The sequence below is a fragment of the Candidatus Glomeribacter gigasporarum BEG34 genome (genome assembly GCF_000227585.1).
In the GTDB taxonomy this organism is placed as follows: domain Bacteria; phylum Pseudomonadota; class Gammaproteobacteria; order Burkholderiales; family Burkholderiaceae; genus Glomeribacter; species Glomeribacter gigasporarum_B.
Window position 1 is genome coordinate 1 of record NZ_CAFB01000045.1, and the last position, 20,551, is coordinate 20,551.

The window sequence follows — 20,551 nt, forward strand, 5'->3', positions numbered from 1 at the left end:
CTTTTGAGCCTGCGCGCCTGCGCAAACCACGATATCAAAGGCTTTGTTTTCAATCTCTCCAATATTCGTTGAACGGTAAAGCGCCTCAAAACGCGCTTGCTGAAGCAGCGTGCTGCCAACGAATCCGGTGAATCCGATCAATGCGTTCGTCATTGCATTTCTGCATCCAGCTTTTCAAGCACATCATCAATATTGTCCATCTTCCCGCCCAAGATCGAGAAGCATCCCGGCAATTCCGGATATTTTTCAAACAGAATCGGCCGGCCGTCGTCCGCCTCATTTTTCATTAAGACCGTCTTGATCTCAAACAGGGAACCGGTATATTCCACATCCCGTACCGCCGGAAGATAGCGGCCCGCATCCCGGATCATACGGTCGATGCGCGTTGCCCGCTCATAACGGTCAAGCGCCTGATAAGGGTCAATGCCGGCTTCATCCGTCCAGTGCACATGCGGCGTATATCGAACATGTGACAGGGTATGGAGCCTGCGCCGGGAAAATCTCCTTTCAACTGGTTAAGGCCGCTGTAAGCGCAGTTAAACACATAGGCGCAATCCACAGCGCGCTCGTCTCTGTTTCCTGTTTGCAGAACGACGCGCAACCGGCGGTTGCCTCCCCGGAAAACCGCCATTGCCCGCGTTTCAAGCTGAATCAGCGCGCCTGCCTGATGAAGCTCGCGCTTCACCTGCTGTGCAAGCCGGGTAGCGTCAAATGCATACTCTTCAACCAGGAAGACATTTTCGATCAGACGCGGTTCAAAAAGTGCGCACAGCGCAGCGTCCGCCGGTTGAATAGGAGCGCCAATATCGCGGCAAAAACGCTCAAACTGCCTGGCGGTGACTTTGGAATTACGGCGCGCAATCGCGTAGAGCGCGGTGAAGTCCCGTTGAATCGCCTGCGGCCAGCGCTGAACAAATTTCGGAGAATTCACCCGGCTCCGGTACGCGGTGGTCAAACTGCGCGGATAATGATAGCCGTTATGAACGCGCGCCTGATTGCGATGGGAAGCGCGGGCAAGTAATGCGGCTTCCCGCTCGACCAGGAGGACGCGCTTGAGTCCGCGCTGCCTGGCAAGATAAACCGCAATCGCAGCGCCGTAAAAACCGCCTCCAATCACAAGTGCATCTACGGGCGCATCCTGCGCACTATTGCGCGCGGCGGTCATTGCCCGTTTGTTCTGATACAAGTTTGAAAAAAAGGCCAGCATTGTACCGATCAAGTCCTTATTTACCTAGAAGCACTTCTCATTTACCCGGAGGTGCATTTCTGGATACAATGATAGAATTTGCCTTGCCGCACCGGCGCGGTTGCGCTGTCGGGCGGTCTATCCCATAAGGAAGGAGCGCGCATGCGCCATTATGAAATCGTCTTTATTGTGCATCCGGACCAAAGTGAGCAGATTGGCGCGATGGTCGAGCGGTATAAAGCCACGGTGATTGCGCACAACGGGCGCGTGCACCGGATTGAAGACTGGGGACGCCGCCAGTTGGCTTATCCCATCGAGAAACTCGTGAAAGCGCATTATGTCTGCATCAATATTGAATGTGACCAGCAGACACTGAATGAACTTGAGCAGGCGTTCAAATTTAACGATGCGGTGCTGCGTCATCTGACCGTCAGAATGAAACAGGCTGAAACGGGCCCTTCGCCGATGATGAGGGATAAGGACGCGCCGCGCTCGAATGCATAGCGGATGACAAATCGATGGGTTTTCGAAGGCCGTATTGTTGAACGCGCGCCGGTGCGGTATACCCCTGCGGGAATGCCGGTTGTCAATTGTTTATTGCATCATTGTTCACAGGTTGCGGAAGCAGGTATTCCACGCCAGATTGACATGAATATTCCCGCAATTGCGGCAGGAGAGTTGAGCGGCGCGCTTGAGCGGTGCGCGCTCAATCAGCCCTTTTTGTTTACCGGCTTTATTGCGCCGCGCAAACGCCGCGCGCGCGCGTGGATATTTCATGTGACTGAGTTCAACATCATTCAAGGAGAGTAGAAGATATGGCCCGCTTTGCAGGCAAGAAAAAATTTGAGCGCCGCCGCACACAACAGAATCCGCTGTTTAAACGGAAGAAATTCTGCCGTTTTACGGTGGCGGGCGTCCAGAGGATTGATTACAAGGATGTTGAAACCTTAAAAGAGTTGCTGGGCGAGAATGGGAAAATTATGCCGGCGCGTCTGACTGGAACAAAGGCGCATTATCAGCGGCAGCTGGACCAGGCGATTAAACGGGCGCGTTTTCTTGCGTTAGTGCCGTATACTGATCTGCACGCTGCTTAGAGCATTTTTCAGTGGCTTGCCCTGTGTCGCTTCGCGCTCGCGCCAGTGGCAATCTCACTGAAAAATGCTCTAGAACCTACCATGAGCGCCTGTGAGCCTGCGTCGGGCGGCGCTCGGAAGCCACAAGGAGAGATTTAAATGCCTCACACGCAAGTGATTTTGCTCGAAAAAGTGTCTAAACTGGGCGCGCTGGGCAGTCTGGTCAAAGTGAAAAAAGGCTATGCGCGCAACTTTTTGATTCCGTTTAAAAAGGCGTGCCGCGCCACGCCCGCTGCCATTCAGGAATTTGAAGCGCGGCGCGCGGAGCTTGAAAGAATCGCCGCGGAAAAGCTGGCCGATGCGCAACAGTTGGGCGAAAAATTAGCCGGGCTGACGCTGCAGATCACTCAGAAATCTGGCGTCGATGGACGCCTGTTTGGTTCGGTGACAAATCAGGATATTGCACAGGCTTTGAAAGCGCAGAACCATGATATCGCAAAAACGCAAATCCGGATGCCGGAGGGGCCGTTCAAGCGGATCGGCGATTATCCGGTGCAGATTGGATTGCATACGGATGTGGCGGTGGAGATTGTGGTGTCCGTGTTAGGGGAGTCTGCCTAGCAATAAAAAGCGCATCCATTCCCCTTTTATCTTTACGGATGGATCCAATTCATAAATGCTCACAAAATAAAGCTCATAAATAAAATAGAACATTGAGCATATATGAACGCGCCTTCTCAGGATATCCAGGTCGAATCGCTCAAAGTGCCGCCGCATTCGATCGAAGCGGAGCAATCGGTGCTCGGCGGTTTGCTGCTCGACAATAGCGCATGGGACCGCATCGCCGATTTTTTGCAAGAAAGCGCTTTTTACCGATATGACCACCGGCTGATTTTCCAGCATATCGGCAAATTGATTGCGGCTTCGCGTCCAGCGGACGTGATTACCGTATTTGAATCTCTGAGCTCATCAGGCAAAGCCAGCGAGGCGGGGGATTTGGCCTACCTCAATGCGCTTGCGCAAAACACGCCCGGCGCGGCCAATATCCGCCGCTATGCAGAGATTGTTCGGGACCGCGCGGTATTGCGCAAACTCGTCACCGTCGCGGATGAGATTGCGGGCGACGCATTGAATCCGCAAGGCAGGGAAGTGCGCCAGTTGCTTGATGAAGCGGAATCGAAGGTATTTGCAATCGCCGAAGAGGGCGCGCACAGCTCTCAGGGTTTCGTCGAAATCAAACCCTTATTGACGCAGGTCGTCGAGCGTATCGATACGCTCTATCATCAGGAAAACCCGACCGATGTGACGGGCACGCCGACCGGTTTTATTGATCTGGACCGGATGACATCGGGCCTGCACGGCGGCGAATTGATTATTGTCGCAGGCCGTCCATCGATGGGCAAGACTTCGCTGGCGATGAATATGGGCGAATACGTTGCGATTGAGTACGGATTGCCGATTGCGGTATTTTCGATGGAAATGCCCGGAACGCAACTGGCGTTGCGCATGCTGGGCTCGGTGGGGCGGCTGGACGCGCACCGCTTAAGGACGGGCAAACTGAGCGATGAAGACTGGCGAAAGCTCACGCATGCGGTGCGGAGAATGAGCGAGGCGCAGATTTTTGTCGATGAGCAGGCGGCCCTCAATCCGCTTGAACTGCGCGCCCGCGCGCGGCGCTTGTCGCGTCAGTGCGGGCAATTGGGTTTGATCATTGTCGATTATCTGCAACTGATGTCGGCGGCATCGACCGGTGAAAACCGCGCGACTGAAATTTCCGAGATTTCGCGCGCGCTGAAGAGTCTGGCAAAAGAGCTGAATGTGCCGGTGATTGCGCTTTCGCAATTGAATCGCAGCCTCGAACAACGCCCCAATAAACGTCCGATGATGGCCGATTTGCGCGAATCCGGCGCCATCGAGCAGGACGCCGATGTGATTTTCTTTATCTACCGCGATGAAGTCTATAACCCTGACAGTCCGGACAAAGGCATTGCCGAGATCGGCATTGGCAAGCAGCGCAATGGCCCGACCGGCGTCGCGCGGCTGACCTTTTTGGGTCAATACACAAAATTCGACAATTTTGCGGGCGAGCCAATATATAGTGACGCTCAATCTCTCAAATAACCGCAACGCTGCGGATCGGGCATCCGCCACGCGATCAGCAAGCTCATCAAGCATAATACCGTGACGTACCAGTAAAAGCTCGATTCAACGCCGCGAGATTTCATCCACAGCGCGATATATTCGGCGGTTCCGCCGAAGGCCGCGTTTGCAACCGCGTATGGCAAACCCACGCCGAGCGCGCGCACTGCGGCTGGAAATAGCTCCGCTTTCAACAGGCCGCTAATCGAGGTATACAGACTGAGGATCGCCAGCGCAATCATCACAATGCCGAACGCTGCATAGGGATTCGACACGCTTTTTAAGGTATACAGAATAGGCGCTGTACACAGGGTCGCCAATGCGCTGAAGACAATCATCGACATCCGCCGGCCAATCCGGTCAGAGAGCGCGCCAAATATGGGTTGCAATAACATTGCGGCAAGAAGCGCAACGGTCATGATCACGCTGGCAGACTGGGCGGACATCCCAGCGGTATTCACCAGATACTTCTGCATATAGGTGGTGAACGTATAAAAGCACAGCGAGCCGTTGGCCGTAAAACCCAGCACAGTGAATAAAGCGCGTTTATGCTGGAGTAAGCCGCGCAGCGTTCCCGTTTCCTTGCGCTGTCGGAGCCGCGCAGAGACCGTCTCGCTCAATGAACGGCGCAGCAGTAATGAAATCAGCGCGGCAAGCGCGCCGATCGCGAACGGTATGCGCCATCCCCATGCTTTTAATTGGGTCTCGGATAAGCAGAGTTGCAGAAATACAATGACCAGCAGCGCAAGCAATTGTCCGCCAATCAGCGTCATATACTGAAACGAGGCAAAAAACCCGCGCCGGCCTGCCAATGCGACCTCGCTCATATACGCTGCGCTGACTCCGTATTCCCCTCCAACGGAGAGTCCTTGGCATAAGCGCGCAACGAGCAGCAGAGCGGGCGCGGCATTTCCAATATGCGCGTAATCCGGCAGAAGCGCAATCACCAGAGAGCCGCCGCACATGATCAACACTGAAAGCATCATCGCGGCGTAACGGCCGCGCCGGTCCGCAAGACGGCCAAATAACCAGCCGCCTATCGGCCGCATCAGAAAACCCGCCGCAAATACGCCCGCGGTTTTCATCAGTTGGGCGGTTAAATCGCCCTCTGGAAAGAAGGCCGGTGCAAAATAGAGCGCGCAAAATGCGTAAATATAGAAGTCGAACCATTCGACAAGATTGCCTGAGGATGCGCCGACAATCGCAAAGATGCGCCGCTGCTGATTCATCTTCAAGGGGTTTTTTATTGTCACCGCTTAAGCGCTCAAAGCCAAGTCCGATGCCAAACGCGGAAAAGGCATATTTATGTACATCACATACGTTCAAAATTATAGAATCATTTCATCACTTCGGAAGAAAAGTTCATTTAGCGTTTTGCCGCCATCTTATAGACAGCGTTACGCTCACGCTTTCCTATGGCAACGACGACCACCGCTCGCTCGTTATCGCGGACTTCATACACTAAGCGGTAGCCGACATGGCGGAGTTTGATTTTGTATCTATCCTTCTGGCCTGATAGCTTCGAGGCTGGTACTCGTGGATGAATTAACCGTTCCTGCAGTTTTTTCTTGATCTGGTCGCGTAAGCGGCTGTCCAGCTTGCTCCACTCCTTGAGCGCTTCTTCCTTGAATTTAAAATTATAGCTCATCGAGCTTAACCGGAATTTCAGGTTGATCCTTGCGTGCATCGGCGATGGCATTTAGCTCAATGTCTTCTAGCCGATCTATCAAGGCTTCATAGACTTTGGGCGGAATGCAGTAAAAAGCCGTTTGATTTCGATTAAGAATGGCGACTGGAGCACCTTCCCCAGCAGCGACGGTACCCATAGGGTTCTTTTTCAGCTCGGAAATACTGGCGGTCGTTTCTGACAAAATTATATTTGCCATGAATTTTCTCCAACACTATAATTATGTTTTTAAAAGTTTTTATAGAGTACCATATAGCATTGTTCGACAATGCATCTGATGTCTCTATTCAAGAAATGCCTTAGGCCGTGTTCTCAATTAAGCGAGCCACTTGGAAATACAAGCAATATTGCCCATAGCGACATAATGGAAAGTACAACGCCGCTGACTGGATTGAATGCAGACGACCTCGCTTAAAAGCCAGGCATCATGCGGCGCCGTTCCTGCGCTTGCATCGCTTGATTCATCAAAATAATACCAAACGTAATCACGACAATAAATAGTGTAGCGAGCGCATTGATTTCCGGTTTCAGGCCGAGGCGCACGCGGGAGAATACGACCAGCGGCAGGGTCGTCGAGCCTGGACCGGACAGGAAGGCAGACAGCACCAGATCGTCAATCGAGAGCGTAAAGGACAGCAGCCAGCCTGCAATCAGCGCCTGAGAAATCAGCGGCAGCGTGACGGTGAAAAAAACCTTCACAGGCGCAGCGCCTAAATCAAGCGCGGCTTCTTCAAGCGCCGGATTTAAATCGCGCAGCCGTGATTGCACAATAATGGCGACATAGGAAATGCACAGCATCACATGACCGATCCAAACGGTCAGCATGCCGCGTCCGGCGGGCCAGCCGATCCAGTTGCCAAGCGCGACAAAAAGCAGCAGCAAGGAAATACCCTGCATCACTTCCGGAATCACGAGCGGCGCATTGATCATCGCGCTATATAAGGCAAAGCCGCGGAAACGCCCCATCCGCGCCAGTACAAAACCGCCCCAGGTGCCAAGCGCCGCCGAGGCGAATGCGGTCATCATCGCAATGCGCAACGACAGCCAGGCAGCGTCGAGCAGTTCCTGGTCGTGGAAGAGCGCCTTGTACCATTTCAGTGAAAACCGCGTCCATACGGTCACCAGTTGCGACTCGTTGAACGAATACGCCATCAGGCTGATGATCGGCGCATAGAGAAAGAAAAAACCAATGCCCAATGCAGTCAGACGCAGCGAACGGTTTGGTCTGATCATCGCTTTAGCCCCGGTTCAGTTCCTTAGCTTGTGAGTACTGAAGTATAGCCATTGGCGCCAGCAGCAACAGCGCCATTGCGCAGGTTACCGCGGCCGCCATTGGCCAGTCCGCATTATTAAAGAACTCATTCCACATCACTCGGCCAATCATCAGCGTATCCGCGCTGCCGAGCAGTTCAGGAATCACATATTCGCCAACCGCCGGGATAAAGACGAGCAGACCGCCGGCAATCACGCCGTTTTTTGACAGCGGCAATGTCACTTGAATAAAAGTTTTCCAGGGCCGCGCGCCCAGATCGTACGCCGCTTCAAGCAGCCTTAAATCCATTTTGACGAGATGCGCATAGAGCGGCATCACAAAGAAGGGCAAATATGAGTAGACCATGCCGATATACACGGCGATATCGGTACGGTACAGTTCGACGGGCGTATCGATTAAACCCGCCCACAGCAATACATCGTTGAGCAAGCCATTGTTTTTCAGAATGCCGATCCAGGCATAGATGCGGATCAAAAATGAAGTCCAGAAGGGCAGCATGATGCCCATCATCAATAAATTCCGGGTGCGCGGGTTCGAGCGCGCGATGTAATACGCCATCGGGTAGCCCATCAGCGCGCACAGCAGCGTTGACATAAACGCCACTTTTAATGAATTGAGATAGGTCGCGAGATACAGACTGTCCGCCGCCAGAAATACATAATTGGATAAGTTCAGCGTGATATGCAGTACGCTGTCTTTCAGGGCGCTCAGACGGGTATAGGGCGGAACGCCGAATTGCAGACTGGCGAAACTGATTTTGAGGACCAGCAGAAAAGGCGCAAAGAAGAAGAGCAGCAGCCAAAGATAGGGCCCGGCGATGACCAGCGTGCGGCCGGATGGCATCAGGCGCTGAATGAACGCTCTCATGATGCGCGCCCTATTGAGCCAACACAACGCCCGAATCCGGACTCCAACTGACAAATACCTGTTCGTCCCAGGTCGGCGGCCGCATCTCGGATAAGGCGAGACTGGACACATTGGCAGCGACCTTTTTCCCGGAGTCCAGCACAATGTGGTAGAGCGTATAGTCGCCGCGATAGGCGATATGGTCCACCTTGCCATGATCCCAGTTGTAATCCCGCGCGGGCGGCGTCCAGCTCACCGCAACGCGTTCCGGACGCAGCGAAATGATGACTTCCATGCCCAATTGTTCAGTCACGCCGTGGTCGATATACAGACGGCGAGAGAGCGCCGGACTTTCAATCAGCACATGGTCGGCTTCGTCTTCGATAATTTTGCCGGAGAACAAATTGGTCGAGCCGATAAATTCGGCGCAGAAACGGCTATTGGGATTTTCATAGACTTCATGCGGCGTGCCGATCTGCACAATGCGCCCTTCGGTCATCACCGCAATCCGGTCCGCCATCACCATCGCTTCTTCCTGATCGTGCGTCACCATCATGCACGTGACGCCGACCTGCTCCAGAATATCGATCAATTCCAGTTGGGTGCGCTGCCGGATTTGCTTGTCCAGCGCCGACATCGGTTCGTCCAGCAACAGCAGTTTCGGACGCTTGACCAGACTGCGCGCGAGCGCCACGCGCTGCTGCTGTCCGCCGGACAATTGATGCGGCTTACGGTTTGCAAAGCGGCCCATCTGCACCAGGTCGAGCGCGCTGGCAACGCGCTCGCGAATCTCCGCCTTGCTCCTTTTTTCCTGTTTCAGCCCGAATGCAATATTGGCTTCGGCCGTCATATGCGGAAAAAGCGCATAGGACTGAAACATCATATTGACCGGCCGCCGGTACGGCGGGAGCTTCGCAATATGCTCCCCGTCAATCAGAATCCGGCCTGAGGTCGCCGTCTCAAAGCCGGCCAGAATGCGCAACAGGGTCGATTTTCCGCAGCCTGAACTGCCCAGCAGCGCAAAAATTTCCTTTTTGCGGATCGATAGATGGACATGCGAAATGGCGGTCGTCGCGCCAAACTGCTTGACGACATCGATCACCTGCACAAAATCGTTGGTTGCGTCCTGCGGATTCAGCCATACATTCGCGTTTGCGTTCATCCCTTAACGACCTTTTATGACACCTTGAACCGACCCTAATCGTACCCGTTTTAAATTCAGTCCACAGCCGCGTCATCAAACGCATGATTTCAGGCGGCATTGGCTTGAGCAGAAAGAACGAGCGGATCGCCTCGGCGGAAGGATGGACCGCCGTATCGTTGGCAATGCTTTTGTCCACATACTGTTGAGCAGCGGTATTGGCGCTTGCGGCGAAGATGGTGTTCGTAATTGCAGCATGCACTTGCGGCGTTTCAATGTAATTGATCCATTGGTGCGCCGCATCTTTGTTTTTCGCGTCCTTTGGAATTGCCATCACATCAAAGAAGATGGGCGCGCCGCTTTTTGGAATCACATATTCAATCTGATAGGGTTTTTTGGCTTCGAGCGTGCGCTGCTTCGCAATCTTGATGTCGTTAGACCAGCCAAATGCAAGACAGATATCCCCACCGACCAGCTCGTTGATATAGGCCGATGAGTTAAACGAGGTGATAAAGGGACGGATTTTTTTGAGCAGGGTGAGCGCGCGCTGATAGTCTTCCGGATTGTGGCTGTCGGGCGGCAGGCCAAGATAATGCAGCGCCACCGAAAAGCCCTGATCGGGCGCGTCGAGCATTGAAATTCCGCAGCTTTTCAGCTTCGACATAGTTTCAGGTTTGAAGAAAATATCCCAGCGCGCGAGATCGACCTTCGGGCCGAGAATTTTCTTGACTTGAGTCAGGTTATAGCCCAAGCCAGTCGTCTGATAGGCCCACGGAACGAAGTGACGGTTACCCGGATCGGCGTCTGCGATCAGCGCCATCAAATTCGGATCGAGATGCTTCAGGTTCGGCAGCTTCGATTTGTCGAGCGGCGCAAACAGGCCGGCGGCGAGTTGGCGGCCCCCATAATTCGTGGTTGGCACGACAATGTCATAACCTGAATGGCCAGTCAGCAGTTTGGCATTCAAGGTGTCATTGCTGTCAAACACGTCATAATTGATCTTGATGCCCGTCTGTTTTTCAAAATCGGAAATGGTGTGCTCGGCAATATAATCCGACCAGTTATAAATATTGAGATATGACTCTTTTGCATGGGCCTGAGGCGCAGCGCCCCATAATGAGGCGCTTGCCAGACTCAAGAGCGCCATTCTGCGGATAATCTGCAGGGTTGAAAAGAACAAGCCCCGTTGGCCAGAGATGATGCGAATCATATTATTGACCTCCTTTGTCTGCCGTTAAAAAGCGCGAATGATACGCGATCTAAACAAGTCTATGTCCAATCTTTATGATCTTCCGGATAGTCCTTGCATTGGCGTATGTTCGGCGCTCTTTGACGAGGTATGCAGAGGCTGCGGCCGGACCGCGTTTGAAGTCTCGAATTGGGTGTTTTTTAGCGCTGAGGAAAAGCGCGCGATATGGGCGCGTATTGCGCGGGAAGGGAAGGCGCTGCGGTTTAGGCGCCGCGGTCTGGCGCGCCGCCTTGAAAACCTGGACGCTGAAAAATGCTCTACACGGCGTGGTGATAATGGGTGACGCGCTCCACTTCCTGTCTGGAGCCGAGAAAAACCGCGACTCTCTCGTGTAGCTGGCCGGGAACAAGCTCGAGAATGCGTTGATAACCGTTGGTTGCCGCGCCGCCCGCCTGTTCGACGAGCCACGCGATCGGGCTGGCTTCATACATCAGGCGTAATTTGCCCGGTCGCAATGGCGCGCGACGGTCGGACGGATACATGAAAATGCCGCCCCGCATCAGAATCCGGTGGACATCGCCGACCATCGACGCGATCCAGCGCATATTGAAATCCTTTTGCCGCACGCCGTCTTTGCCGGCCATCAGTTCGTCGATATAACGCTGCACGGGCGCGTACCAGTGCCGCGTGTTTGATGCATTGATCGCGTATTCGTGCGTCTGCTCAGGAATACGCAGCGCCGGATGCGTAAGCCGCCATAACCCTGTACCGCGATCCAGCGTAAAACCATGAACGCCCTCGCCGGTGGTGAGTACAAACAGCGTTTGCGGGCCGTAGACAGCATAACCGGCGGCTGCCTGTTGCGCGCCTGGCTGCAAAAATGCGCGTTCCGTCAGCGGTTCGCCGCGCGGGCAGCGCAGTACGGAGAAAATCGTACCGATAGAGACATTCACATCGATATTGGAGGAACCGTCGAGCGGGTCGCACAGCAGCAGATATGCGCGCTGTGCGCCGCCGTCCGGGATGAGATGAATCTGCGCCATTTCTTCGGACGCGATTGCTGCGAGCGCGCCGCTGGCCGCTGCTTTTTCAAGCAGAATCTCATTGGCGATCAGGTCCAGTTTTTGCTGGATTTCGCCCTGTACATTTTCCTGCCCAGCGCTGCCAAGCGTGCAACCGAGCGCGCCTTGATTCACCTGGGCAGCAATGGTTCTGCATCCATCCGCAACGGTTTCAATCAACTGTTGCAGACAGGCGTCCGGAGCGCCCTGTGCGCGCCGCGCTTCAGATAGGAATTGGCTGAGAGTGAGGTGCATTGCGGAAATTTATCAGGCATTTCGCACCGCCGTGCTGGCGGCCTGGTGCTCATAAAATCTGTGTTTGTTGTTTTGGGCAGCAGTGAGAGGCGGGGTCTACTCCATTAGGGGCTTCAGTGAAAAGCGGAGTGCGAGGAGTATACAAGCCTGTCAGAAATTTTGTGTGTCGAGACAGTGGTCTCTTTGCATTTTGGCACATGAGGCAAAATAAACAGGCATTTATTCTTTTAACGACAAAAGTTAATTATGGAATGCACTAGAGAACCCCTTACTAAATAGAATTAACCTTAAATAATGAAAAGACATCGGTGAGGTGAACCCTATGAATACTGCTCAGATTCTGCCTGATCTAAGGCGTATCAGTTGTGAGGGTAGTCTGCGTGAGTATGCGCTGCATCCGCTGGCCGCGCGCGATGGGCTTGAATGGCTTGAAATAACGCCGAAAAAGATAGACGAATCGTCGTATCAAAAGAGATTTTGATCGGTTTTCGAAACGGCCAGCCGGCGTCGATGAAATTGCACGACGTATTCGGCAACGTCACCGTGTTGACCTTGAGCGCGCTTGAACAGAATCCAACGCTGACTGAGCGCGCCTTCCATTTTGAATGGCCAGCGGGCGTCGATGTCGTACAGGAATAGAGAATAAGAGCGCTTAAAACATTTTTAAAGCGCGCTGACCATAATTTCAGTGTATTACCCTATTTCAGAAGGGTTTTGCTAATCGTATGATACGGGTCATTTCCCATCTTGAGTATGTGATGAATGGTTCAGAATTTGACAGTGGGGCGGCCAATAGCGTGCATGATCTGCATGCGGCCTCCGGCTGGACCGGCGACAAGAAGAGCCTTGGCCGGAGATGGACACAAACGATAAATGCTTCGACATTACCTTAACCCAATGAGATAGACATGAGGCGCGCTATGAAATGGAAACTGAAAGCAGCGGCACTGTGGATCGCCTGTATCAGCGGGTATACGCCGTTGACGGTGGCGACGCCTACGCATGCGCCGGTGGATGTGCACGCCCTCTCCGGCAACCATCTGAAGAAAGCGGGCACCACCGCGCTTGAACTGGAATTCAAGACGACGCGCGGCAAGCAGACGGTGGACGTGATGTACACCGTCGATGAAGGAGATAAAGGCTTGGCGCTGGAATCTTCGGACAAAACCCGGATTGTGACGCAACAGAACGGCGCCGCCACAGACACGGTCCGGCTGCGCGCGCTGCGTCCTGGGCGTTTCTACCTGAACGTCTTTATGACAATGAACGATCAAAGCCACGTCGTATCGATTCCGGTTCAGATTGGTCCGGAGCGGATGACGCGGCGTTCATCGATGGGCGTTCAATCCGTCGATTCCAAAGGACAAGCGATAGAGATTCTGCCCGCGCAGGAAACCGCCCGCTAGCGCGCAGATCAAGTTTGAGCAAAGAGCGGTGAGATTCCGCGCGTGAGCGGGCATTCATCAGGGCGGATCATTTTTGTCATTTTCAAAATCTGGTCAAAAACTGTAGCGAAAGATCGTCCGTTTTTGGACAGGCGCTCAGGTATGCATCTGATTTTGGCAGGGGTTGCCTGATACGATGCGGAGCGCTTCATTCTACTCAGGAGGGTGCGCATTATGTTAGCAAAATCATTGCGTCGTTGCCTGCGCGCAGGCTGGATTGCGCTGCTGCTGGTGGCGGTAGCGGGCTGCAGCGACAGCGATCTAGATGAAATTGGCCCGCAAGGCCCGAACGGTGAACAGGGCGATCAGGGGCCTCATGGTCCGCAAGGCCCAGGAGATGGCGAAACGCCTCCGGGCGATGGAACGCCTCCGAGTGATGGGACGCCTCCAGGCAGTGGGACGCCTCCGGGCGGCGGAACGCCTCCAGGGGGCGGAACCCCTCCGGGCGGTGGGACGCCTCCAGGCAGTGGAACGCCTCCAGGGGGCGGAACCCCTCCAGGCAGTGGAACGCCTCCGGGCGGTGGGACGCCTCCAGGGGGCGGAACCCCTCCGGGCGGTGGAACGCCTCCAGGCGGTGGAACGCCTCCAGGCGGTGGAACCCCTCCAGGGGGCGGAACCCCTCCGGGTGGTGGAACCCCTCCAGGCGGTGGAACCCCTCCGCCCGAGAAAATCCCCGAGAAAGTCCAGCTCTCAGGCCAGATTACATATGATCGGGTGCCGGCGGTGGAGTGGTGGCAGGATATAGGGGGGGGCAGGAGGCGGCTCCGTACCAAGCTCGACTACGATCAAACAAGCCGACAGCCGGTTCGCGGAATGCGGGTCGAAGCGATTGACGCGCGGAACGCGGCGCTGGCGCAGACAGTGACCGATGAAAGCGGCCGCTACACGCTGCAAGTGCCTTCGATGACGCAAATGACGTTGCGCGTGTCCGCGCAATTGAAAGGCGATACGCAAGAGGGCGCACGCTGGGATTTTGTGGTGCGCAATAATGTATCAGACGAATATGCCGCCGATCCGAAAACCGCGCCGATGTATGTGATGAATGGTTCAGGATTTGACAGCGGGGCGGCCAATAGCGTGCATGATCTGCATGCGGCCTCCGGCTGGACCGGCGACAAGTATGATGGGACTAAGCGCGTGGCGCCGCCGTTTGCAATTCTGGATACGATTTATCTGGCCGTGCAGCGTATGCTGGAAATGGATAAGAACCGCAAATTCGATTCGTTCATTATTTACTGGAGTCCACAGAACAGAGTTGCAGACTGTAAGGAAGATGGACAGGTCTGTCACGCAAAGGGCGAGATGAGTGGGGCTCCTGCTTATGTCAGTCATGGCGGCCTTGGAGCAGGCATGTATCTGGTTGGCAAGGAAGATGTTGAGACGATGGAATACACGGAAGCGGTGCTTCTGCATGAATGGACGCACTATTTCGAGCATTTTGCATCGCGTTCGGATAGCATCGGCGGAGCGCATAGCTTTGGCAACAATCTAGATATGCGCGTTGCGTTTGGGGAAGGACTCGCAAACGCTTTATCCAGCATATTTAGGAACGATCCAAAGCATCTGAGGCCGATGGGTAAGCAACAGGCTGAGGGCCCTCCGGGTTATTCGGTAATAGAACCGCGTCCGACTGATCCGAAGACTTGGTATGGTGAATCGGCGGTGCACAATGCGCTTTACCGGTTTTATTCATCCATGCCTGAGAAGACGTGGCCCGGAATCTATCAAACGCTGGTGAGCAAGGAATACAGGGAGACGCCGGCATTTACCAGTCTGCATTCATTCGCGACTGAGTTACGCAAGCGACTCGATGCAGCAGACCAGGCCAAGCTGGACACAATTCTGGACAGCGCCACTCAGGTCAAGGGCAGTATACTGGATGCGTATGGGACGAAACAAGCCCGGCCGACAGAGATCAAAGAAGCGGATAAAGACTGGGTTCTCCCCATTTATACCGAATTGAAGGTTGGTACCCCCCTTAACGTTTGCGCAACTAAAAAGTTGGATAGCGACAAGAAAAGTTTGAATAAATTGTCCAACCACCGGTATCTGCGTTTCAATATTCCGACAGCCGGTCGTTATCGTTTAACGATTAAAAATGATACGGACACAACAGTGCAACCCTCGATTCGGGCACTCAAACAAGGAAAGAGCATTTGGGGGCGAAGTGCGGCGAGACCGGGCCCTCTGCAGATCGATAGCGCTCTAGAAGTTGGAAACTATGTGGCTGCGGTAACGCAAGGGCGTTGGCCGGAGGAGGATACAAACGACAAATGCTTCAACATCACGCTGACTCAACAATGAGGTTGTTATGAAAATGGTGATCAAATGGAAACCGAGCTGGATGATGGCGGTTCTGCTCGTTTGGATGAGCGGGCATGCGCCGCTCGCCGTTGCGACTTCAGCGCACGCGCCGGTGGATGTGCATGCCCTCTCCGGCAACCATCTGAAGAAAGCGGGCACAACCGCGCTTGAACTGGAATTCAAGACGACGCGCGGCAAGCAGACGTTGGACGTGATGTACACCGTCGATGAAGGAGATAAAGGCTTGGCGCTGGAATCTTCGGACAAGGTCAAGCTGCTCACGCAAGAGAACGGGATCGTGAAGGATACGGTCCAGCTGCGCGCGATTCGCCCAGGGCGCTTCTATTTGAATGTCTTTATAACGATGAACAATCAAAGCCATATCGTATCGATTCCGGTGCAAATTGGTCCGGAAATGCAGACGATGCAGCGTTCATCGATGGGTGTTCAGTCCGTCGATTCCAAAGGACAAGCGATAGAGATTCTGCCCGCGCAGGAAACATCCCGCTAGCGCATGCATTTCGGGCGGCGGGTCATTCGTCAACGCCGCTGCCCGAAGATCATGTGCCGCGCAAGCGCGCCTTTGATCGGCGGCAAACATTCCAGCATCGTGAGCGCCGCGCCGTAAACGGGCGCGAAGCGTTCAGCGCGGCCATCGCTGAACGTGCGCGCGAGCCCATCGGTGAGCGTGACGGTGATTTTTCGGTCGAGCCGTCTGCGGCGCGCAAAGCAGGCGAGCGCCTGCGGCGTTGCGCCCTCATTTGAAAGTGCATCGACGAGCGCGCACGCATCGCGCACACCCAGATTCAATCCTTGACCCGCAACCGGATGCAGCGTCTGCGCGGCGTTGCCGATGACCACAATGCGTCCCTGAACGCGCGGCTCAACGCGCTGCAAACGCAGCGGATAGACGGCGCGCCGGTCAATTGAAATCACGCATCCCATCCGTCCGCCGAATATCGCGCGGAGTTCGGCGCGCGCCGCGTCGGCGCCGCACGCCATGCGGCGTTGCGTGTCATTCGGGTCGCCGCACCAGACAAACGCATAATCCGCGGGCTGTACGCGGCTGATGGGCAAGAGCGCGAGCGGCCCTTCAGCGGTAAAGCGCTCCCAGGCCCAATAGGCCCGCGGCGTTTCAACGCGCACAAAGCCAAGCAGCGCGCTTTGTGGATAGTCTCGCCCCTTGCTGCGCGCGCCTTTGACCGATGCAATGGCTGAGGCGCTGCCCGCGGCGTGAATCAGAAGACGCGCGCGCAACCGCCGCGGCCCGTCTTCCGTCTCGATTGGGAGCGTGACGCGTTCAGTCTCTTGAATGGGCGCATGCGCGGTTGTGCGCGTGAAGCGATGCAGCGATGCTGCGTTTTCAATCCTTTCGGCCAGTGCGCGCATCAGTGCGCCGTATGACACGGCGTAGCCGAGCGCCGGCAAGTCATACGCGCGGCAGTCGATCCATGTGCGGCCGAAATGCCCGCGCTGCGAGACATGAATACCTTTGATCGGCGTTGTAGCGGCGGGCCAGCCGAGCGGCTCAAGCAACATCCGGCTGCCGTGCGAGAGCGCGAGCGTGCGCGGATCGTCGATGGGCGTTGCGCCGTGTTGATCAATCAACGCAACGGAGAGCGCGCGCGTTGCGCTGCGCTGCGCGAGTCCGCGCGCAACCGCCAGCCCCACGGGACCCGCGCCGACGATGATTAAATCAAAGTCCATATTCTGAAGGGGGAGAAGGACAGGGTGAGGGGGTAAAGCAAAGCAGGCGCGCAAGGAAGAGCGTGCGTAACATGAGTTCAATCCTGAAACAGGCGTTGTCTGTTTCAGGAAGACGGGTATCATTTCGCCGTCCTGTTTTTTCCTATTTCCAATACGGGCGTTCATTTCCGGCTCCGATTGTGCCACGCATGCCGTCTCATTTGTCGTTCCGGCTTTCTCTCGTTTTTCTGCTCACGGTATTTGCTAGCGGCTCGCTGGCCGCAGACGGCGCAGAGGCGGCGTTGTCTTCTGATCCGGCACGCTTGACGCGCGCGCCGCAGCTTGAAGAACATCCACTGCGCACCAGCCGTTCAGGCGCGAAACTCTCATTTCCATTGTCTGATGCACGCAGATCGGGATTGAACGCTGTATCCGCGCTTGACCACACGGCGTAGTGTGCGGCTCGGCGCGGAATACCGTTATCTGGTGGCGCCGGCGTATTCAGGCTCAGTCTAATAAAATCAAGCCATTTAGGCGCGTTTGCAACGCGCTATGAGAAAACGCTGGTGAGTTTATGAGCGTGATGCCACTTCAGCGATTAATTCAATCTCCACGCATGCGCCAAGCGGCAACTGCGCGACACCAAAAGCGCCGCGCGCGTGTTTGCCCGCTTCGCCAAACACTTCAACCAGCAGTTCTGAAGCGCCGTTCGTGACCAGATGCGCCTCGGTAAAGCCGGGTGTTGCGTTGACGAGACTGGACAATTTCACGATGCGCCTCACAAGGTTCAGATCGCCCGTATGCGCGTGCAGGGTGGCGAGCAGATCAATCGCAACCGCGCGTCCCGTTTCAGTTGTCATGTCTGCGCCGAGTTTACCGGCCCGCAGCCGGCCGTCTTTTTGCGATATGGCCGGACAGATACACAAGCGCGCCGCTTTGAGCGCTCATCAAATAAGCGCCCACCGGCGGCGCCGCGGCGGGCAGTTCAATATTGAGGCGTTGCAGGGTGGTGTAAATAGACATGGAAGTGTCCTCCTTCGATCTAGAGCATTTTTCAGTGAGCTTGCACAAGAAGCAAGCGCGAAGACAGTATGGAGATCGATGCGGGCGGAGCAGGTCTCCATCGCGTAGCGATGGAGGCGACCCCGCAGCGAGCTCATACGGCGAGCGCGAAGCGACACAGGGCAAGCCGCTGAAAAATGCTCTAAAGTATATAGCGTGACAAATCTTCGTTCTGTGCAATATCCGCCAGCGCGGTATCGACATACTGAGCATCAATAGTCACGGCGTTCGGGGCGCTTTGCTGGCCGGCGGTAAACGAGACTTCTTCGAGCAGCTTTTCAATGACCGTATACAGCCGCCGCGCGCCAATATTTTCGGTTTTCTCGTTCACCAAACAAGCGACTTCGGCGAGCCGCCGGATGCCATCAGTCAAAAAATCCAGGCGCACGTTTTCTGTACCCAGAAGCGCCTGATACTGCTTGACGAGACTCGCATCGGTGCGCACCAGAATCGACTCAAAATCTTCAATCGAAAGCGAATCGAGCTCGACCCGGATTGGAAAGCGCCCCTGCAATTCAGGAATCAGATCGCTCGGTTTGGCAAGATGAAAAGCGCCGCTGGCGATAAACAGGATATGATCGGTTTTGATCATTCCGTATTTGGTGCTGACCGCTGTGCCCTCAACCAGCGGCAATAAATCGCGCTGCACGCCCTGACGGGAGACTTCAGCGCCGCTGATTTCGCTGCGCGACGCGATTTTATCGACCTCATCCAGAAAAACAATGCCATTCTGCTCGATATTCTGAACTGCTGCGGCCTTGATTTCTTCCGGATTCAGCATTTTGGACGCTTCTTCTTCAATCAGAAGCTTCATCGCCTGCTGAATGCGGATTTTGCGCTGCACTTTGCGGCCGCTGCTCAGATTGGAGAACATGGAGCGGATTTGCTCGGTCATTTCCTCCATGCCGGGCGGCCCCACAATATTCATGCTCGCAGCGGGCGCTTCCAGTTCGAGATCGATGGCCTTATCGTTCAGCTTGCCTTCGCGCAACCGTTTGCGAAACTTCTGCCGCGTTGCGCTTTCGCCCTCGGGCTGCGCATCTGTTGCCTGATCCGGTTTTTTGGCGGCCGGCAGCAGAATGTCGAGAATGCGGTCTTCGGCCAGCTCTTCGGCTTTGCTGCGCACTTTGCGCATTTCGGCCTCGCGCGTCTGTTTAACGGCAATATCGGCCAGGTCGCGAATGATGCTATCCACATCCCGCCCCACATAGCCGACTTCGGTAAATTTGGTCGCTTCAATCTTGATGAACGGCGCATTTGCCAATCTGGCGAGCCGGCGCGCAATTTCGGTTTTTCCCACGCCGGTCGGGCCGATCATCAGAATATTTTTCGGCGTGATTTCCTGACGCAGCGGCTCCTCAATCTGCTGGCGCCGCCAGCGGTTGCGCAGCGCCACTGCAACGGCGCGTTTGGCTTTGCTTTGTCCAATGATGTGTTTATCAAGTTCCGAGACAATCTCGGTCGGGGTCATCGTACTCATATGATTTTTAAAAAAAGCCTTTAGAGCATTTTTCAGTGAGATTGCACAAGGAGTCGAGCGCGAAGACAGTATGGAGATCGATGCGGGCGGAGCAGGTCTCCATCGCGTAGCGATGGAGGCGACCCCGCAGCGAGCTCATACGGCGAGCGCGAGCGATGCCGTGCAAACCGCTGAAAAATGCTCTAATCAAGCGTCTCAATGACACGGTTCTGGTTTGTATAAATACAGAGCTCAGCGGCGATTTCCAGCGATTTGTCCACGATCTCGCGCGGCCTCAATTCCGTATTGTGCGCCAGCGCGCGCGCCGCGGCCTGCGCGTATGCGCCGCCTGAGCCGATTGCGCAGATGCCGTCTTCAGGGTCGAGCACATCGCCGTTACCGGTCAAGACGAGGGTCGTTTCAACGTTCGCAACGATCAGCATCGCTTCAAGACGGCGCAGCATCCGGTCGGTGCGCCAATCCTTTGCGAGTTCGACCGCCGCGCGCATCAAATGGCCCTGGTATTTTTCAAGCTTGCCTTCAAAGCGGTCGAGTAGAGAAAACGCATCGGCGGTGCCGCCCGCAAAACCGGCGAGCACCTTATCGTGATAAATACGCCGGACTTTGCGCGCGCCGCCTTTGACGACCACATGGCCAAGCGTGACCTGACCGTCTCCGCCGAGCGCCACCTGCGCGCCGCGCCGCACTGAAACAATGGTTGTACCGTGGTAGTGTTGCATGAAGT

At 55.2% G+C, this 20,551-nt stretch carries 24 protein-coding genes and 3 pseudogenes; 13 read left to right on the plus strand and 14 right to left on the minus strand.

From position 1 onward, the window contains the following. Nucleotides 1–149: 149 nt before the first annotated feature. Nucleotides 150–371, minus strand: coding sequence for a hypothetical protein (locus tag CAGGBEG34_RS11740; RefSeq protein ID WP_238984992.1), 222 nt, complete (start codon nucleotides 369–371; stop codon nucleotides 150–152). After that, the gene (locus tag CAGGBEG34_RS05535) at nucleotides 368–1,165 is read right to left on the minus strand and encodes an FAD-dependent oxidoreductase (protein WP_238984993.1); all 798 of its coding nucleotides are present in this window, start codon (nucleotides 1,163–1,165) and stop codon (nucleotides 368–370) included. Before CAGGBEG34_RS05535 ends, CAGGBEG34_RS11740 begins: the two co-directional genes overlap by 4 nt. 183 nt (nucleotides 1,166–1,348) lie before the next feature. Between CAGGBEG34_RS05535 and rpsF the strand changes: the two genes are divergently transcribed. From rpsF to CAGGBEG34_RS05560, 5 genes are all read left to right on the plus strand, one after another. Next, a complete protein-coding gene (gene rpsF / locus CAGGBEG34_RS05540; protein WP_006682817.1) occupies nucleotides 1,349–1,690 on the plus strand; it encodes a 30S ribosomal protein S6 in 342 nt (113 codons plus the stop codon). Nucleotides 1,691–1,693: 3 nt separating this feature from the next. Further along, nucleotides 1,694–1,996: a primosomal replication protein N gene (gene priB, locus CAGGBEG34_RS05545; RefSeq protein WP_006682818.1), complete on the plus strand. Its 303-nt coding sequence runs from the start codon at nucleotides 1,694–1,696 to the stop codon at nucleotides 1,994–1,996. Nucleotides 1,997–2,001: 5 nt separating this feature from the next. Further along, nucleotides 2,002–2,280 (plus strand): 30S ribosomal protein S18, encoded by a 279-nt coding sequence (gene rpsR / locus CAGGBEG34_RS05550; RefSeq protein WP_006682819.1) that lies wholly within the window; start codon nucleotides 2,002–2,004, stop codon nucleotides 2,278–2,280. 138 nt (nucleotides 2,281–2,418) lie between these two features. After that, entirely contained in the window at nucleotides 2,419–2,880 is a 462-nt protein-coding gene (gene rplI / locus CAGGBEG34_RS05555; protein ID WP_006682820.1) for a 50S ribosomal protein L9, read from the plus strand. A gap of 102 nt (nucleotides 2,881–2,982) precedes the next feature. Further along, a complete protein-coding gene (locus CAGGBEG34_RS05560) occupies nucleotides 2,983–4,380 on the plus strand; it encodes a replicative DNA helicase (RefSeq protein ID WP_006682821.1) in 1,398 nt (465 codons plus the stop codon). Here the strand turns inward: CAGGBEG34_RS05560 and CAGGBEG34_RS05565 are convergent. The 7 genes and pseudogenes from CAGGBEG34_RS05565 to CAGGBEG34_RS05595 all read right to left on the minus strand — a co-directional run. Further along, the gene (locus tag CAGGBEG34_RS05565) at nucleotides 4,365–5,627 is read right to left on the minus strand and encodes an MFS family transporter (RefSeq protein ID WP_006682822.1); all 1,263 of its coding nucleotides are present in this window, start codon (nucleotides 5,625–5,627) and stop codon (nucleotides 4,365–4,367) included. The two genes, CAGGBEG34_RS05560 and CAGGBEG34_RS05565, sit on opposite strands and share 16 nt — an antisense overlap. Nucleotides 5,628–5,764: 137 nt before the next feature. Then, nucleotides 5,765–6,046, minus strand: coding sequence for a type II toxin-antitoxin system RelE family toxin (locus CAGGBEG34_RS05570; RefSeq protein ID WP_006682823.1), 282 nt, complete (start codon nucleotides 6,044–6,046; stop codon nucleotides 5,765–5,767). Continuing rightward, nucleotides 6,036–6,284: a type II toxin-antitoxin system Phd/YefM family antitoxin gene (locus CAGGBEG34_RS05575; protein ID WP_006682824.1), complete on the minus strand. Its 249-nt coding sequence runs from the start codon at nucleotides 6,282–6,284 to the stop codon at nucleotides 6,036–6,038. Before CAGGBEG34_RS05575 ends, CAGGBEG34_RS05570 begins: the two co-directional genes overlap by 11 nt. A gap of 212 nt (nucleotides 6,285–6,496) precedes the next feature. Continuing rightward, nucleotides 6,497–7,315, minus strand: coding sequence for an ABC transporter permease subunit (locus CAGGBEG34_RS05580; protein ID WP_042688199.1), 819 nt, complete (start codon nucleotides 7,313–7,315; stop codon nucleotides 6,497–6,499). Nucleotides 7,316–7,322: 7 nt separating this feature from the next. Continuing rightward, nucleotides 7,323–8,225, minus strand: coding sequence for an ABC transporter permease subunit (locus CAGGBEG34_RS05585; protein ID WP_042688189.1), 903 nt, complete (start codon nucleotides 8,223–8,225; stop codon nucleotides 7,323–7,325). A gap of 10 nt (nucleotides 8,226–8,235) precedes the next feature. Further along, nucleotides 8,236–9,366, minus strand: coding sequence for an ABC transporter ATP-binding protein (locus CAGGBEG34_RS05590; protein WP_006682827.1), 1,131 nt, complete (start codon nucleotides 9,364–9,366; stop codon nucleotides 8,236–8,238). 43 nt (nucleotides 9,367–9,409) lie between these two features. Then, nucleotides 9,410–10,492 (minus strand): annotated as a pseudogene (locus CAGGBEG34_RS05595) (polyamine ABC transporter substrate-binding protein); the annotation flags it as partial. A 124-nt stretch (nucleotides 10,493–10,616) separates the two neighbouring features. Between CAGGBEG34_RS05595 and CAGGBEG34_RS05600 the strand changes: the two are divergent. Next, a pseudogene (locus CAGGBEG34_RS05600) lies at nucleotides 10,617–10,802 on the plus strand (DUF1289 domain-containing protein); the annotation flags it as partial. A gap of 49 nt (nucleotides 10,803–10,851) precedes the next feature. Here CAGGBEG34_RS05600 and CAGGBEG34_RS05605 read toward each other — a convergent pair. Continuing rightward, a complete protein-coding gene (locus tag CAGGBEG34_RS05605) occupies nucleotides 10,852–11,850 on the minus strand; it encodes a class 1 fructose-bisphosphatase (RefSeq protein ID WP_006682829.1) in 999 nt (332 codons plus the stop codon). A 322-nt stretch (nucleotides 11,851–12,172) separates the two neighbouring features. Here CAGGBEG34_RS05605 and CAGGBEG34_RS11040 point away from each other — a divergent pair, with 322 nt between their 5' ends. The 5 genes from CAGGBEG34_RS11040 (at nucleotide 12,173) to CAGGBEG34_RS05630 (ending at nucleotide 16,110) form a co-directional block, all read left to right on the plus strand. Next, nucleotides 12,173–12,331: a hypothetical protein gene (locus tag CAGGBEG34_RS11040; protein WP_158641808.1), complete on the plus strand. Its 159-nt coding sequence runs from the start codon at nucleotides 12,173–12,175 to the stop codon at nucleotides 12,329–12,331. Between the two features lie 29 nt (nucleotides 12,332–12,360). Next, complete coding sequence (locus CAGGBEG34_RS11945) at nucleotides 12,361–12,489, plus strand: LolA-like protein (RefSeq protein ID WP_275226150.1); 129 nt, start codon at nucleotides 12,361–12,363, stop codon at nucleotides 12,487–12,489. 281 nt (nucleotides 12,490–12,770) lie between these two features. Continuing rightward, entirely contained in the window at nucleotides 12,771–13,256 is a 486-nt protein-coding gene (locus tag CAGGBEG34_RS05610) for a hypothetical protein (RefSeq protein WP_006682830.1), read from the plus strand. 213 nt (nucleotides 13,257–13,469) lie between these two features. After that, complete coding sequence (locus CAGGBEG34_RS11330; protein ID WP_006682831.1) at nucleotides 13,470–15,599, plus strand: hypothetical protein; 2,130 nt, start codon at nucleotides 13,470–13,472, stop codon at nucleotides 15,597–15,599. 7 nt (nucleotides 15,600–15,606) lie between these two features. Then, nucleotides 15,607–16,110, plus strand: coding sequence for a hypothetical protein (locus CAGGBEG34_RS05630; protein ID WP_006682832.1), 504 nt, complete (start codon nucleotides 15,607–15,609; stop codon nucleotides 16,108–16,110). Between the two features lie 29 nt (nucleotides 16,111–16,139). Here CAGGBEG34_RS05630 and CAGGBEG34_RS05635 read toward each other — a convergent pair whose 3' ends face one another. Then, nucleotides 16,140–17,306 carry a UbiH/UbiF/VisC/COQ6 family ubiquinone biosynthesis hydroxylase gene (locus CAGGBEG34_RS05635; RefSeq protein ID WP_006682833.1) on the minus strand — a complete coding sequence of 389 codons (1,167 nt, stop codon included), beginning with the start codon at nucleotides 17,304–17,306 and terminating at the stop codon, nucleotides 16,140–16,142. A gap of 71 nt (nucleotides 17,307–17,377) precedes the next feature. Between CAGGBEG34_RS05635 and CAGGBEG34_RS05640 the strand changes: the two genes are divergently transcribed. After that, a complete protein-coding gene (locus CAGGBEG34_RS05640) occupies nucleotides 17,378–17,740 on the plus strand; it encodes a hypothetical protein (protein ID WP_158641809.1) in 363 nt (120 codons plus the stop codon). Nucleotides 17,741–17,857: 117 nt separating this feature from the next. Here CAGGBEG34_RS05640 and CAGGBEG34_RS05645 read toward each other — a convergent pair. Then, nucleotides 17,858–18,308 (minus strand): annotated as a pseudogene (locus CAGGBEG34_RS05645) (RidA family protein). Between the two features lie 4 nt (nucleotides 18,309–18,312). Between CAGGBEG34_RS05645 and CAGGBEG34_RS10180 the strand changes: the two are divergent. Continuing rightward, on the plus strand, nucleotides 18,313–18,507 hold the full coding sequence (locus CAGGBEG34_RS10180; RefSeq protein ID WP_238984994.1) for a hypothetical protein: 195 nt from the start codon (nucleotides 18,313–18,315) through the stop codon (nucleotides 18,505–18,507). Here the strand turns inward: CAGGBEG34_RS10180 and hslU are convergent. Together hslU and hslV are read right to left on the minus strand one after the other, a co-directional pair. After that, nucleotides 18,490–19,827 (minus strand): ATP-dependent protease ATPase subunit HslU, encoded by a 1,338-nt coding sequence (hslU, locus tag CAGGBEG34_RS05650; RefSeq protein ID WP_042688193.1) that lies wholly within the window; start codon nucleotides 19,825–19,827, stop codon nucleotides 18,490–18,492. The genes CAGGBEG34_RS10180 and hslU overlap by 18 nt on opposite strands. A gap of 182 nt (nucleotides 19,828–20,009) precedes the next feature. Further along, nucleotides 20,010–20,546: an ATP-dependent protease subunit HslV gene (hslV, locus tag CAGGBEG34_RS05655; RefSeq protein ID WP_006682836.1), complete on the minus strand. Its 537-nt coding sequence runs from the start codon at nucleotides 20,544–20,546 to the stop codon at nucleotides 20,010–20,012. Nucleotides 20,547–20,551: the final 5 nt, after the last annotated feature.

What these genes read in the sequence shown, in the direction of transcription:
- CAGGBEG34_RS11740 (WP_238984992.1), bottom strand. Translation starts at nt 371, where the DNA reads ATGATCCGGGATGCGGGCCGCTATCTTCCGGCGGTACGGGATGTGGAA.
- CAGGBEG34_RS05535 (WP_238984993.1), bottom strand. Translation starts at nt 1,165, where the DNA reads ATGACCGCCGCGCGCAATAGTGCGCAGGATGCGCCCGTAGATGCACTT.
- rpsF (WP_006682817.1), top strand. Translation starts at nt 1,349, where the DNA reads ATGCGCCATTATGAAATCGTCTTTATTGTGCATCCGGACCAAAGTGAG.
- priB (WP_006682818.1), top strand. Translation starts at nt 1,694, where the DNA reads ATGACAAATCGATGGGTTTTCGAAGGCCGTATTGTTGAACGCGCGCCG.
- rpsR (WP_006682819.1), top strand. Translation starts at nt 2,002, where the DNA reads ATGGCCCGCTTTGCAGGCAAGAAAAAATTTGAGCGCCGCCGCACACAA.
- rplI (WP_006682820.1), top strand. Translation starts at nt 2,419, where the DNA reads ATGCCTCACACGCAAGTGATTTTGCTCGAAAAAGTGTCTAAACTGGGC.
- CAGGBEG34_RS05560 (WP_006682821.1), top strand. Translation starts at nt 2,983, where the DNA reads ATGAACGCGCCTTCTCAGGATATCCAGGTCGAATCGCTCAAAGTGCCG.
- CAGGBEG34_RS05565 (WP_006682822.1), bottom strand. Translation starts at nt 5,627, where the DNA reads ATGAATCAGCAGCGGCGCATCTTTGCGATTGTCGGCGCATCCTCAGGC.
- CAGGBEG34_RS05570 (WP_006682823.1), bottom strand. Translation starts at nt 6,046, where the DNA reads ATGAGCTATAATTTTAAATTCAAGGAAGAAGCGCTCAAGGAGTGGAGC.
- CAGGBEG34_RS05575 (WP_006682824.1), bottom strand. Translation starts at nt 6,284, where the DNA reads ATGGCAAATATAATTTTGTCAGAAACGACCGCCAGTATTTCCGAGCTG.
- CAGGBEG34_RS05585 (WP_042688189.1), bottom strand. Translation starts at nt 8,225, where the DNA reads ATGAGAGCGTTCATTCAGCGCCTGATGCCATCCGGCCGCACGCTGGTC.
- CAGGBEG34_RS05590 (WP_006682827.1), bottom strand. Translation starts at nt 9,366, where the DNA reads ATGAACGCAAACGCGAATGTATGGCTGAATCCGCAGGACGCAACCAAC.
- CAGGBEG34_RS05605 (WP_006682829.1), bottom strand. Translation starts at nt 11,850, where the DNA reads ATGCACCTCACTCTCAGCCAATTCCTATCTGAAGCGCGGCGCGCACAG.
- CAGGBEG34_RS11040 (WP_158641808.1), top strand. Translation starts at nt 12,173, where the DNA reads ATGAATACTGCTCAGATTCTGCCTGATCTAAGGCGTATCAGTTGTGAG.
- CAGGBEG34_RS11945 (WP_275226150.1), top strand. Translation starts at nt 12,361, where the DNA reads ATGAAATTGCACGACGTATTCGGCAACGTCACCGTGTTGACCTTGAGC.
- CAGGBEG34_RS05610 (WP_006682830.1), top strand. Translation starts at nt 12,771, where the DNA reads ATGAAATGGAAACTGAAAGCAGCGGCACTGTGGATCGCCTGTATCAGC.
- CAGGBEG34_RS11330 (WP_006682831.1), top strand. Translation starts at nt 13,470, where the DNA reads ATGTTAGCAAAATCATTGCGTCGTTGCCTGCGCGCAGGCTGGATTGCG.
- CAGGBEG34_RS05630 (WP_006682832.1), top strand. Translation starts at nt 15,607, where the DNA reads ATGAAAATGGTGATCAAATGGAAACCGAGCTGGATGATGGCGGTTCTG.
- CAGGBEG34_RS05635 (WP_006682833.1), bottom strand. Translation starts at nt 17,306, where the DNA reads ATGGACTTTGATTTAATCATCGTCGGCGCGGGTCCCGTGGGGCTGGCG.
- CAGGBEG34_RS05640 (WP_158641809.1), top strand. Translation starts at nt 17,378, where the DNA reads ATGAGTTCAATCCTGAAACAGGCGTTGTCTGTTTCAGGAAGACGGGTA.
- hslU (WP_042688193.1), bottom strand. Translation starts at nt 19,827, where the DNA reads ATGAGTACGATGACCCCGACCGAGATTGTCTCGGAACTTGATAAACAC.
- hslV (WP_006682836.1), bottom strand. Translation starts at nt 20,546, where the DNA reads ATGCAACACTACCACGGTACAACCATTGTTTCAGTGCGGCGCGGCGCG.